Source organism: Cupriavidus sp. TMH.W2 (genome assembly GCF_050847365.1).
Classification (GTDB): domain Bacteria; phylum Pseudomonadota; class Gammaproteobacteria; order Burkholderiales; family Burkholderiaceae; genus Cupriavidus.
On record NZ_CP193793.1, the window covers coordinates 103,578 to 116,138 of the forward strand.

Below are 12,561 nucleotides of genomic sequence, written 5' to 3' on the forward strand. Positions count from 1 at the left end.
CGATACCTCCATCGAAATACTTTGCCGATCTGCCACACGGCTGGCATCTGCGTTGCCTATGCTGGCGACCGATTCGATTGAGATTGCGGAGATTCGGTGATGCAGGCAGGCAAGTCCGGGGAGGACAGGGCATTCCTGGCGGTGGAGCAGGTCAGCAAGCGCTTTGGCGGCGCTGGCGGCTTCGTGGCGCTGGACGGCGTGTCGCTGTCGGTCGGGCAGGGCGAGCTGTTGTGCCTGCTGGGTCCCTCAGGGTGCGGCAAGACCACATTGCTGCGCATCATCGCGGGGCTTGAACGCGAGGACGCCGGCCGTATCCACGCCGGTGCGCGTGAGCTGACCGGCCTGCCGCCGCAGGCGCGCGACTACGGCATCCTGTTCCAGTCCTACGCGCTGTTTCCCAACCTGACCGTGGCGCAGAACGTGGCGTATGGCTTGCACGGGCGCGGCATGGGCCGCACGCACCGCGACGCGCGCGTGGCCGAGATGCTCGACCTGGTCGGCCTGTCCGGCAGCGAGCGCAAGTTCCCGGGCCAGCTCTCCGGTGGCCAGCAGCAGCGCGTGGCGATGGCCCGCGCGCTGGCGCCGGCGCCGTCGCTGCTGCTGCTCGATGAGCCGATGTCGGCACTCGACGCCCGCGTGCGCGAACACCTGCGGCTGGAACTGCGCCAGTTGCAGCGCCGCCTGAACATCACCACGGTGATGGTCACCCACGACCAGGAAGAGGCCATGACCATGGCCGACCGCATCGCCGTGATGGACGGCGGGCGCATCGTGCAGGCCGGCACCCCCGCCGAGATCTATGAGCAGCCGGCCTCGGCCTTTGTCGCCGGTTTTGTCGGGCAGGCCAACTGGCTGCCGGGGCGCAGCGCACAGGCCGGACGCTTCACCGTTGGCGAGGGCAGCCAGGCCGTCGATTTCCTGGTTGGCCCGGCGCAGCCGGCGGCATCCGCCGGCCGGCTGTGCTGCCGCCCGGAAGCCGTGCGGCTGGACCCGGACCCCGCCGAGCCCAACCGGCTGCTGGCGCGCGTGGTCGACCAGACCTACCTGGGCAATCGCTACCGGCTGGCGCTGGAGGCCGACCGCCTGCCGGGGCTGACCCTGTTTGCCGACGTGGCGCGCGAGGCGCGGCACCGGCTGCCCGATGCGGGCGGCCACAAGTTCTGGATCGCGCTGCCGGCGCAGGCGCTGCGGGTGTTTGCATGATGCGCGCGGCCACTGTCGTCCTGCCCGAGGCTACGCAAGCCGCATCGGCGCGCGGCACCGGCCTGGCCTCCCGGCTGGCGCACGGTGCGCCCGCCGCGATGAAGTGGATCTGGCTGGCGGCGCTGGCGGTGGGCTTGCTGCTGCCGCTGCTGGCGCTGTTCCGCCAGGCCTGGTTCGATGGCGCGGGCCAGTGGGCGCTGGGCGCGCGCATGGCGGCACTGGTGGCCAGCCCCAACTTCCTGCCGATGCTCGGCCGCAGCCTGGCGGTGTCGCTGGCGGTGGTGGCGCTGGTGGTGCCGCTGGCATTCGGCTTTGCCTATGCGCTGCAGCGTTCCTGCATTGCGTTGCGGCCGCTGTGGCGCGGCATTGCGCTGCTGCCGCTGTTCGCGCCGTCGCTGCTGCCGGCGATCGCGCTGGTCTACCTGTTCGGCAACCAGGGCATCTTCCGCGGCGCCTTCGGGCCGGGCGGCATCTATGGCTTCTGGGGCATCGTGCTGGGCGAGGCCTTCTACACCTTCCCGCATGCGCTGATGGTGCTGGTGGCGACGCTGTCGCTGGCCGACGCGCGCCTTTATGAAGCGGCGCGCGCGATGGGCGCCAGCCCGTGGCGCACCTTCCGCACGGTCACGCTGCCGGGCGCGCGCCAGGGGTTGTTCGCCGCCGCGTGCCTGGTGCTGACGCTGGTGGTCACCGACTTCGGCGTACCCAAGGTGGTGGGCGGCGGCTATCCGGTGCTGGCGCTGGAGGCATACAAGGCGGTAGTCGGGCAGCAGCAGTTCGACCGCGGCGCGCTGATCGGCATGCTGCTGCTGGCGCCCGCACTGCTGACCTTTGCCGTGGACATGGCACTGCAGCGGCGCCAGCGCACGCAGATGGGCAGCCGCGCGCAGGTGTATGTGCCGGCGCCGGAGCGCGGCCGGGACAGTGCGTGCCTGCTGCTGGTCCTGCTGGTCAGCGCCGCGCTGCTGGCAGTGATCGCCACCGCGGTGGGCGCATCGCTGGTCAAGCTGTGGCCGTACAACCTGGGCCTGACGCTGGCGCACTACGACTTCGACAACATGGACGGCGGCGGCTGGCTGGCCTACCGCAACAGCCTGAAGTTGTCGGCGCTGACCGCGCTGGCGGGCACGGCAGCGATCTTCCTGGGCGCCTGGCTGACGTTGCGCACGCGCGGCCCGGCCTGGCTGCACGGCGTGCTGCGCGCGGGCTTCCTGTTGCCGATGGCCGTGCCGGGGCTGGTGCTGGGCCTGGGCTACGTGTTCTTCTTCAACGCGCCCGGCAATCCGCTGCATGCGCTGTACGGGACCATGGCGCTGCTGGTGCTGTGCAACGTGGCGCACTGCTACACCACCGGCCACCTGACCGCGGCCGCGGCGCTGCGCCAGCTCGACACCGAGTTCGAGGCCGCCGCGCTGTCGCTGGGGGTGGCGCCGCTGGTGACGTGCTGGCGCGTGACGGTGCCGGTGTGCCTGCCGGCGCTGCTCGATATCTTCCGCTACCTCTTCGTGTCGTCGATGACCACGGTCTCGGCGGTGATCTTCCTGTACGGCCCCGACACCGTGCTGGCCGCGATCTCGGTGCTGAACATGGACGACGCCGGCGACACCGCGCCTGCCGCCGCGATGTCGACGCTGATCCTGCTGACCTCGGTGCTGGCGGCCTTGCTGCTGCACGCGGTTTCGGCCGGCTGGCTGCGCCGCGCGCAGCGCTGGCGCACTGGCTGACCTTGTTCCACTTCGCCGTACCCACGCCTTCCCGAACACTGACTGAATCCCAAAGGAGAAACCATGTCCCGCATCCCCCGCATTGCCGCCGCGCTGGCCGCCGTTGCCGCGCTGCCGCTGCTGGCCATTCACGCCAGCGCCGCCAGCGCCGCCACCGTGCTGACGGTCTACACCGCGCTTGAAGCCGACCAGATCGCTGCCTACAAGGCCGCGTTCGAGAAGGTGCATCCCGAGATCGAGATCAAGTGGGTGCGCGACTCGACCGGCATCGTCACCGCCAAGCTGCTGGCGGAAAAGGCCGCGCCGCGCGCCGACGCGGTCTGGGGCCTGGCCGGCTCCAGCCTGGCAATCCTGGACAAGGAAGGCATGCTCGACCCGTACGCGCCGAAGAACCTGGCCGCCATCGATCCGCAATATCGCAGCCCGGCCAACCCGCCGGCATGGGTCGGCATGGATGTGTGGGGCGCCGCGATCTGCTTCAACACGGTCGAGGCGCAGAAGCTGGGCCTGCCCAAGCCCACCTCGTGGGCCGACCTGGCCAAGCCGGTCTACGCGGGCAAGGTGGTGATGCCGCATCCGGCCTCGTCGGGCACGGGCTTCCTCGACGTCAGCGCCTGGCTGCAGATGATGGGCGAGCAGAAGGGCTGGCAGTACATGGATGCCCTGCACAAGAACATCGGCCTGTACACGCATTCGGGCTCCAAGCCGTGCAAGATGGCCGCGCAGGGCGAGTTCCCGATCGGCATCGCGTTCGAGTACCGCGCCATGAAGTCGAAGAAGGAAGGGGCGCCGATCGATATCGTGCTGCCGAGCGAAGGCCTGGGCTGGGACATCGAGGCTACCGCCATCGTCAAGGGCACGAAGAACCTGGATGCGGCGCGCAAGCTGGCCGACTTCTCGGCCTCGCGCGAGGCGATGGCGCTGTATGAAAAGAACTTTGCCGTGCTGGCCGTGCCCGGCATTGCCAGGCCCGACGCGCTGCTGCCGGCCGACTATGAGAAGCGCCTGATCAAGAACGACTTCCGCTGGGCGAGCGACAATCGCGACCGCATCCTGGCCGAATGGAGCAAGCGTTACGAAGGGAAGGCGGAGAAGAAGTAAGGCAGAAAGTCAGGCAAAAAGCGCGCCTGGCGGCGAGGGGCGGACCCGCAGAAACGGGTACGCTCCCTGCATCCGCGGTGGCTGCCCTGGCCGGATCAGGCCTGGTGCGGCAACTCGTCGGCGGCCGCCTGGCCTGCGTGCAGGCGGCGATAGAGCTCGTCGATGCGCTGGCGGCTGGCCTGCAATTCTTCACGGCCGCGCTCGGTCAGCAGGTAGACCCGGCCGATGCCATCGCGCAGCACGCTTTCCATGTAGCCTTCCATTTGCAGGGCGCGCAGCAGCGGGCGCACGGTGCCGATATCGACCTGGAAGCCGTATTCCAGCAACATGTCGGCAAGCATGGCCACCGTAGCGGGGACTTCGAGCGCAAATTGCAGGACGTAGACGCGGGCCAGCAGGCCCAGGAACTGTCGTTTCATGTGGACTGGCAACGCGGCAGGGGCCGCGCCGGTTGACGCAGGCGGCCGTCCGGGGCCTGGTTGGCAGGCGTTGTGACGCCGGCAGCGCGGCGCTTGGGAGTCCTTCCGGACCTTGCCATGCCGAGACGCCGGGCAAGCCGCATTTTCTCCGTTCAGAAAAAAAGAAGCCGCCAGGAACCCTGGCGGCTTGTCGGGAATGCGTCGGAGGGGTCAATTAACTCTGGCGCAGACCAGAGTTTAATTTAATCGAATGCGGCTTGTCACGCGCCGGCAACAAGGCCCCCTCCTGCGTGGGGTGATGATGAAAGCCTTTGGTAAGGAAAGGGGCGAGTGAACGCGACATTGTGCGTGAAGAATCTCCTAAAAGCGTCATAGACTCGTCAACGTCGCTTAAATTTCGGCCGGTCGCATGCTGTCATGCCGGCGGCGGCGGGGCACATGTCCGAATCCGGCTTGCGGTATGCACGGCGCAGGCGTCAAATCGCGGCAATCCCAACCCGCGCCAGCCTGCCCGGCGCCCTCCGGCTCCCCTGATGAAACCCGCCGATCTTGCCCGTTTGCTCGCCCTGGCCGCCATCTGGGGCGCCAGCTTCCTGTTTATCCGCATCGGCGCGCCGGTGCTGGGGCCGTTGCCGACCGCCTTCGTGCGGGTACTGATCGGCGCGCTCGCGCTTGCCGCTTGTCTGCCGCTGCTGCGGCTGCGCTGGGACATGCAGGGCAAATGGCCGGCCGTGCTGGCGCTGGGCGTGGTCAATTCCGGCATACCGTTCGTGATGTATTCGGTGGCGGCGCTGTGGCTGCCAGCCGGCTACTCGGCCGTGTTCAATGCCATGACCCCGCTGATGGGCGTGCTGATCGGCGCGCTGGCGTTCTCCGAACGGCTCACGCGCGCCAAGGCCCTGGGCGTGATGCTTGGCGTGGCGGGCGTCGCGGTGCTGACCCGCACCGGGCCGGTGGCCTTCTCGACCGAGGTGCTGCTGGGCGCGCTGGCCTGCCTGGTGGCCACCGCCTGCTATGGACTGGCCGGCTTCCTCGCGCGGCGCTGGATTACGCAGCGCGGCGGCCTCGACAGCCGGCTGGTCGCCGCCGGCAGCATGGTCGGCGCCACCGTGTTCCTGCTGCCCTTCTGCCTTGCCGCGCTGTGGCGCCACAACACGCTGCCCGCTGCCGGCGCCGGGGTCTGGGCTGCGATGCTGGGGCTGGGCGTGCTGTGCACGGCGCTGGCCTACATCCTGTACTACCGCCTGATCGCCGACCTGGGCCCGGTGCGCTCGCTGACCGTGACCTTCCTGATCCCGCCGTTCGGCATCGTCTGGGGCGCGTTGTTCCTGGGCGAGGCGCTGTCGTGGGCGCACGCGGCAGGTGGCGCGCTGATCGGGGTCGCGGTGTGGCTGGTGTTGCGGCCCGTCGCGGGGACGGCGCCGCAGGGTCGGCCGGTGGTTGGGCGCTGAGGGCGTCGCAGGCCGCTAATTCACGCCTGTGCCGCCGTGCCCGCCGCCACGTTGTATTGCTCGCGCACCATCATCACCACGCGGCGCGCCTGACGCACGTGGCGCACGGCGTCGGCTTCGCTGCGTTCCGGGAAATCGACTTCGGCGCTCCAGTTGCAGCCGGTGTGGTCGGGCCGGTGCACGCACACCGCGCGCAGCTGGCAGTCGTGGCAGCCGGGCTCCTGCCGCAGGCACAGGTTGATCAGGCGTTTCAGTTCAGGCAGGGGTTTGTTCAGGCGCTCCATGGATGGCTCCGTCAGGTGCGCGGCATTCGGGGCAGATGCCGTACAGCACCAGCATGTGCTCGCGCAACACAAAGGCGTTGTCGGCGGCCACCTGGCGCTGGCGTTGCTCGATGCTTTCGTCGCGGAATTCCTCCACGCGGCCGCAGGCGACGCAGATCAGGTGGTCATGGTGGCCACCCTCGTTGAGTTCGAAAACGGCGTGGTCGGACTCGAAGCTGTGCCGCAGCAGGATGTCGGCCTGCACCAGCTGGTTGAGCACGCGGTACACCGTGGACAGCCCCGCGTCCTCGTCCTGCGCCAGCAGGATGCGGTAGACGTCTTCCGCGCTGAGGTGGCGCCGGGCGCTGGTGTGGAACACATCAAGGATGCGCATCCGCGGCGACGTGGCTTTCAGGCCGGCGCGCTTGAGATGGATCGGGTTTGTGCTCTCGGATGACATGGCGGATGGCATTGGCAAGCTGCGGCTGGCGCCCCGCAGTCAGGGCGGCGCCAGTGGCTTGGCGGAATTTCAGGCGGGAAGCACCAGGGCCGCCTGAGCGCTGGCGCCCGCGTCCCTGGTGGCGCGCCGTGCCTGCACGGCGCGCGGAATAAAAAGGTGGCCTGGCTTGTCACCGGAAGACGCGATCGGGAAAGCGGGGTCTGGTTGCTTTCCCGATCTTCCGAAGACTGGCTACTGCCAAACGCTCCGCGTGACGGAGCGGTCCCCACAAAAGTCGGTGTCGAAGGCCGCTGCTGCGGCATCCGGAATTCTGTTGTCCCTGCCAGCGTTGCTCGCCGCCGCAGTGCCGGCGAGGCTGGCCTGCCTGTCGGTCGGGAGGTGCGCCGCGCGTCAGGCAGTGATCGAATAGTAAATGGGAAGCGATCTCATTACAAGATAAATTTTATGGGCAGATCAATCCTGATGATTCGATGCCCGCTCCGCGCCATGTCCGGACGTCCCGTGTTGTCCGTCCTTCTGCCGATGGCGCGCCCTGATGCCGCGACCACGTCCACGCTTCTGTGCATCGCGATCTACGCCGCCGCGGCCATTTGGGCCTTCGCGGCGCGGCGTCTGTCTGCCGCCTGGGCGATAACGTCGCCGAAGCGTTCATGCCGGTGCCTTGGCGCCACGCAGGGCATCCAGCAGCGCCTGCGGGGGGTATGGCTTGCGCAGCACCGTGGCGCCCCCAAGCGCGTTGCGCTGAGCCGGCGTCAGCGCCAGTTCATAGCCGGTGGCGAACACCACGCGCAGCCCCGGATGACGCTTGCGCGCGGCCAGTGCCAGGTCGATACCGGAGTCGCCCGCCAGCGCCACGTCGGTCAGCAGCGCGTCGACGGCGTTGCCGGCAAGCAAGGCCAGCGCCTCGGTCTCGCCATCCGCTTCCAGTGCCTGAACGCCATATGCGCGCAGCAACTCCGCCGTGCCGGCACGCACCAGCGCATCATCGTCGACGCACAGCACGCGCAAGCCGCAGGCAAGGGGCGCGTCATCGGCTGACGCCGCGCCGGTGGTCATTGCTGCACGCTGGCCGCGGTTGGCCAGCACGTGCTGCACCTTGCGTGCCAGCGCTTCGTGCGTATAAGGCTTGCTGAGCAGTTCGATGCCGGCATCGAGCTTCCCGCCATGAACGATGACGCTGTCGGTGTAGCCCGATGTAAACAGCACGCCGATGCCCGGCAGCCGTTCACGCACCCTGCGGGCCAGCTCCGTGCTGCGCAGCGGGCCGGGCATCACCACATCGCTGAACAACAGGTCCACTGGCACGCCGCGCTCCACGATCGCCAGCGCGGCTTGCGCGTCGCGCGCGCGCAGCACGTGGTAGCCCAGGCTGGCCAGCAACTCGAACACCGTGGCGCGCACATCATCGTCGTCTTCCACCACCAGCACGGTCTCGTTGCCGCCGCGCGCCGGGTTTGCCGCAAATTCGATGTCCGGGTCTTCTTCCTGCCGCGCGCGCGGCAGGTACAGCGTGACCGTGGTGCCGTGGCCTGGTTTGCTGAGGATCCTCACGTGCCCTTCCGACTGGCGGACGAAGCCATACACCATGCTCAGGCCCAGGCCGGTGCCCTGGCCCTCGGGCTTGGTGGTGAAGAAGGGCTCGAAAACATGCTCCTGCACCTCGGGCGGCATGCCCACGCCGGAATCCGTGACAGCCAGCGCCACGTACTGCATCGGCGGGGGGCCCGCCGGTTCATCCGGCGCCTCGCCGGGTAACGCATTGCGGGCCTCGATCATGAGCCGCCCGTGCCCGTGCATGGCATCGCGGGCGTTGATCGCCAGGTTCAGCAGCGCGTTCTCGACCTGGAACGGGTCGACCAGCGTATTCCACAGGCCCTGAACCACCACGGTTTCAATCTCGATGCCATCGCCCAGTGCGCGGCGCAGCATGTCGTCCAGCAAGCGCACCAGGCGGCCCAGGTTCACCACCTTGGGCGCCAGCGGCTGGCGCCGCCCGAAGGCCAGCAGCTGCGACGCCAGCTTGGCGCCGCGCGCGACGCCGGCCAGCGCGTTGCGCAGGCGCAGTTCGGCGCGGGCGTCGCCGGCCAGGTCCCGCACCAGCAGCTGCAGGTTGCCGCCGATCACCTGCAGCAGGTTGTTGAAGTCATGCGCAACGCCGCCGGTCAGATTGCCGATGGCCTCCATCTTCTGCGCCGTGCGCAAGGCCTCGTCGGCATGACGCAGGGCGGCCTGGGCTTCGCGGTCGCTGGTCACGTCGCGGCCGACCCCGTGGATATGGCCGTTGGCCGGATCCACCGACAGGGTCCAGGCCAGCCAGCGCAGCGCGCCGTCGGCGCGTGGCTGGCGGCATTCAAAGCGCGCCGGCACGCCGTTGTGGCGCAGTGCGGCCAGCTGCCCGGTGGCGCCTGCCACGTCGTCCGCGTAGATGAACGACAGGTACGGCCGGCCCAGCACGTCCTGCGGTGCATGGCCGAGCGCGCGCGTCCATGCCGGACTCACGCGCCGCAGGCTGCCATCGAAGTCCGCCACCATCAGCAGGTCTTCGCTCAGTTCCCACAGGCGGTCATGGGCCGCCACGGCTTGCGTGACACGGCGCTCCAGCGTGGCGTTGAGTTCCTGCAGGCGGCGCTCCGTGGCGCGGCGCAACTCGGACAGGCGCAGGTTGCTGGCCACTCGCGCGAGCAGTTCGCGCGCGGAGAAGGGCTTGACCAGGTAGTCGTCGGCGCCGCAGCCAAGGCCACTCACGCGTGCCTCCTCGCCGGCGCGCGCGGACAGCAGCAACACCGGCGTGTCGCTCAGCGCGGCGTCGGCGCGCAGCGCGCGCAACAGGCCAAAGCCGCCCAGGCGCGGCATCATCACGTCGGAGACGATCAGCGCCGGCGGCTGCGCGCGCGCGAGCGCAAGCGCCGCCTCGCCATCGGCGGCCACTTCGACGCGATGGCCCGCGGCGCTCAGCAGGCGCCGCATATAGTCGCGCAAGTCGTCGTTGTCATCCACCACCAGCACCGTGGCGCCGCTCGGCGCCTCAGCCGGCGCCGCCGTGTCTTCCGCTGCCAGCGTCATCGCCGGCGATGGCGTTTGCGCTTCCGGCCAGCGCAGCGCGGCATCGACATAGGCGCGCGCCTGCATGCTGCTGTACGCTGGCGCGGTCTCCAGGCCGGCCACTTCGGCCGCGCTGGCAGGCAGGCTGACGGTGAAACAGGTGCCTTCGCCCGGCACGCTCTGCACGTCGATCGTGCCGGCGTGCAGCCGCACCAGTTCCTGCACCAGCGCCAGGCCGATGCCGCTGCCTTCGATGGTGCGCCCCTGCACGCCTTCCACGCGATGGAAGCGCTCGAAGATGCGCGGCAGTTCCGCCGCCGGGATGCCGATGCCGGAGTCGCGCACGCTGAACGCCACGGCGCCGTGGCCGTGCGCGGCCACGGCCACGGTGATGGTGCCGGCAAAGGTGAACTTGAAGGCGTTGGAGACCAGGTTCAGCACGATGGTCTCCCACATGTCGCGGTCCACCGCCACGGCGCGCGCCAGCGGCGGGCACTCGACCCGCAGCGTGATGCCGGCCGCTTCCACGCTGGCGCGAAACAGCGAAGCGAGATCGCTGGTGAACGCGGCCAGGTCAGTGGGCTGGCGGTGCATCGTGACACGGCCCGACTCGATCCGCGAGAAGTCCAGCAGCGCATTGACCAGCTTGAGCAGGCGCAGGCCGTTGCGGTGGGTCATCTCCAGCAACGCGCGCTCTTCGCCGGCGTCCGCGCGCCGCACCAGTTCTTCAAGCGGGCCCAGCATCAGTGTCAGCGGCGTGCGGAACTCATGGCTGATGTTGGAGAAGAAGGTGGTCTTGGCGCGGTCGATCGCGGCCAGTGCCTCGGCGCGCATGCGCGCTTCCTCGTACGCCAGCGCCGAGTTCATGGCCGCGCCGATCTGGCCCGCCGCCAGGGTCAGGAAGCTGCGGTAGCGGTCATCGAACAGTCGGAACGGATTGAGGCCCACCACCAGCACGCCGCGATGCGACGCGCTGCCGGAGGGCGCCACCTCGATCAACGCCGCGGACGACGGCGGCACGGCCCATGCGCCGCCCGGCAGCGGCGCCGCGAAGCGCGAGGCCAGCCCGTTGACCAGCCCTGGCCGCCGATGCGCCAGCACATCGGCCACGGGCCAGGGCGACACCGCGTCCAGCGCGATCTCTGGCGCAGCGGCGGGGTGGTCCGGATCGATGCCGATGGCGCCCGCGCGTTGCAGCGCGCACTCGCCGGGCCCGGCAATGTAGAGCAGTGCAAACACGATGTCGCGCGGGTCCGACGACAGCGCCGCCATGGCGCGTTCGCACGCTTCGCGCCACGCGCGCGCATCGGTGGCCGACGCCGCCACGTCGCGCAGCACGTTCAGCTGCCGCTCGGCCAGCACGCGCTCGGTATCATCGCTGTTGGCGCAGATGATGCCGCCGGTGCCGCCATGATCATTCGGGACCGGGCTGTAGGAGAAGGTGTAGTAAGTCTCTTCCGGGTAGCCGTTGCGCTCCATGATCAGCAGCTTCTGCTCGACGAAGGTGCCTTCGGTGCCGGTCATCGCGGTGGCCAGCAGGGGGCCGATCTCCGGCCAGAGCTCGCGCCAGACCACCGATGTCGGCTGGCCGAGCGCGCCCGGGTGCTTGCCGCCGATGATGGACTTGTAGGGGTCGTTGTAGAAGAAGTGCAGCGCGTCGCCCCAGCCGATCCAGATCGGCTGGCGCGAGGTCAGCATGATGCGAATGGCCGTCTTGAGGCTGTGCGGCCAGGCCTGCGGCACGCCAAGCGGCGTGGCAGCCCAGTCGAACGCACGGATCAGCGCGCCCATTTCGCCGCCGCCGGCAAGAAAACCGGGCGCGTCGGCGGGCGGGTCAGGTTCGGCCGGAGATGCTGGCGCAGATGGCAAGGGTGTCGTGCTGCCGTCTGGTGTCCTCATCGTCGTCTCCCGGGTCGCGCAGGCTTGGCGGCGGCCGCTGCGTCTCGCGCGGCTTTGCCAGCCTTGCCTCGCAACGCAATCAGGCCGCGAGCGCGCCTGGCCCCGGCGCACTAGCGGCCATTTCCGGCGACCCGCCGCAAAAACTTACAGCGGCGGCGAGATCCAATACGGGTCGCGGCCGTAATACTCGTGCAGCGACCTGCCCCACTGCGGGTCGGCCATGGCGGGCCAGCTGTCCTTGTTGAAGCCGGGCGCGGACTTGATCCGGTCCGCGGTCACGGCGATGCGGAAGCACTTTTCGTCGGTGTCCATGACCAGCGCATTCCACGGGATGGCGTGCAGCGTGTCGCCCATTCCGAGGAAGCCGCCGGTGGTCAGCACCGCATAGGCGATGCGGCCGTGCGGCACGTCCAGCATGATCTCGGAGATCTTGCCCACATGTTCGCCATCGGACGAATATGCTTTGGTGCTATCCAGGCTGGATGCTGCCATCACTTCCGGGCCCGGGCCTTCGCCCGCGCCGGAACCGACGATGGCCGCGCCTTCACTGCTGGGGGGGTGGTTTTGCATGCTGTGCTCCTTGTCGCAAGACGGTGGGACATGCGCAATGACCATGCCTGGGCCATTTATGGCGCGGGGGCGCGCAGCGCCGTGGTGGCGATGCCGCCGCCGTGGTAAATCTTTCGCGTGGCTTGCAAAAACAACGCGTCAACGCTGCGTCGTCGGCGCCCACGGCGAGACCGTGGAGCGGGACGTGCCGGGATCGTTCTACGAGCTCATCACGCGCGACCGCTTTGCCGAGGAAGCGGCGGCGCCGCAGCGCTATGACCTGGGGTTTGATGCGGGCAATGCGCAGGGGATCTTCAAGATGACGGCGGCGGCTTGCTGAGGTGGTGAAGGGGGGAGGGCGCGGGCGCGCGGATGCGCCAGCCCTCTCCCCCGGCCCCTACCCAGGAACCGCTTCTTTAGAACGTTGCTCCACTCCGTCATTCCCGTGCG

Annotated in this window: 9 protein-coding genes and 1 pseudogene; 5 read left to right on the plus strand and 5 right to left on the minus strand. The window is 69.1% G+C overall.

Annotation, left to right across the window (positions count from 1 at the left end):
- Positions 1-99 precede the first annotated feature (99 nt).
- The 3 genes from ACREYQ_RS18090 (at position 100) to ACREYQ_RS18100 (ending at position 4,028) form a co-directional block, all read left to right on the plus strand.
- Complete coding sequence (locus tag ACREYQ_RS18090) at positions 100-1,203, plus strand: putative 2-aminoethylphosphonate ABC transporter ATP-binding protein (protein WP_432261585.1); 1,104 nt, start codon at positions 100-102, stop codon at positions 1,201-1,203.
- Positions 1,200-2,927 carry a putative 2-aminoethylphosphonate ABC transporter permease subunit gene (locus ACREYQ_RS18095; RefSeq protein ID WP_432261586.1) on the plus strand — a complete coding sequence of 576 codons (1,728 nt, stop codon included), beginning with the start codon at positions 1,200-1,202 and terminating at the stop codon, positions 2,925-2,927. The genes ACREYQ_RS18090 and ACREYQ_RS18095 overlap by 4 nt, the downstream gene beginning before the upstream one ends.
- Before the next feature lie 63 nt (positions 2,928-2,990).
- Positions 2,991-4,028 carry a putative 2-aminoethylphosphonate ABC transporter substrate-binding protein gene (locus tag ACREYQ_RS18100; RefSeq protein ID WP_432261587.1) on the plus strand — a complete coding sequence of 346 codons (1,038 nt, stop codon included), beginning with the start codon at positions 2,991-2,993 and terminating at the stop codon, positions 4,026-4,028.
- Positions 4,029-4,123: 95 nt separating this feature from the next.
- On the opposite strand, the gene ACREYQ_RS18105 is transcribed toward ACREYQ_RS18100, so the two are convergent.
- Positions 4,124-4,447, minus strand: a complete 324-nt coding sequence (locus ACREYQ_RS18105) for a PadR family transcriptional regulator (protein ID WP_432261588.1) — start codon at positions 4,445-4,447, stop codon at positions 4,124-4,126.
- Positions 4,448-4,980: 533 nt separating this feature from the next.
- On the opposite strand from ACREYQ_RS18105, the gene ACREYQ_RS18110 reads away from it, so the two are divergent.
- Complete coding sequence (locus ACREYQ_RS18110) at positions 4,981-5,898, plus strand: DMT family transporter (protein WP_432261589.1); 918 nt, start codon at positions 4,981-4,983, stop codon at positions 5,896-5,898.
- 20 nt (positions 5,899-5,918) lie between these two features.
- Here ACREYQ_RS18110 and ACREYQ_RS18115 read toward each other — a convergent pair whose 3' ends face one another.
- From ACREYQ_RS18115 to ACREYQ_RS18130, 4 genes are all read right to left on the minus strand, one after another.
- On the minus strand, positions 5,919-6,182 hold the full coding sequence (locus ACREYQ_RS18115; protein ID WP_432261590.1) for a hypothetical protein: 264 nt from the start codon (positions 6,180-6,182) through the stop codon (positions 5,919-5,921).
- Positions 6,154-6,621 (minus strand): ferric iron uptake transcriptional regulator, encoded by a 468-nt coding sequence (gene fur, locus ACREYQ_RS18120; protein ID WP_432261591.1) that lies wholly within the window; start codon positions 6,619-6,621, stop codon positions 6,154-6,156. Before fur ends, ACREYQ_RS18115 begins: the two co-directional genes overlap by 29 nt.
- Before the next feature lie 648 nt (positions 6,622-7,269).
- Positions 7,270-11,562 (minus strand): response regulator, encoded by a 4,293-nt coding sequence (locus ACREYQ_RS18125; protein ID WP_432261592.1) that lies wholly within the window; start codon positions 11,560-11,562, stop codon positions 7,270-7,272.
- Positions 11,563-11,706: 144 nt separating this feature from the next.
- On the minus strand, positions 11,707-12,132 hold the full coding sequence (locus ACREYQ_RS18130; protein ID WP_432261593.1) for a PRC-barrel domain-containing protein: 426 nt from the start codon (positions 12,130-12,132) through the stop codon (positions 11,707-11,709).
- 142 nt (positions 12,133-12,274) lie between these two features.
- Here ACREYQ_RS18130 and ACREYQ_RS18135 point away from each other — a divergent pair.
- Positions 12,275-12,451: pseudogene (locus ACREYQ_RS18135) on the plus strand (DUF1338 domain-containing protein); the annotation flags it as partial.
- Between the last annotated feature and the right edge of the window lie 110 nt (positions 12,452-12,561).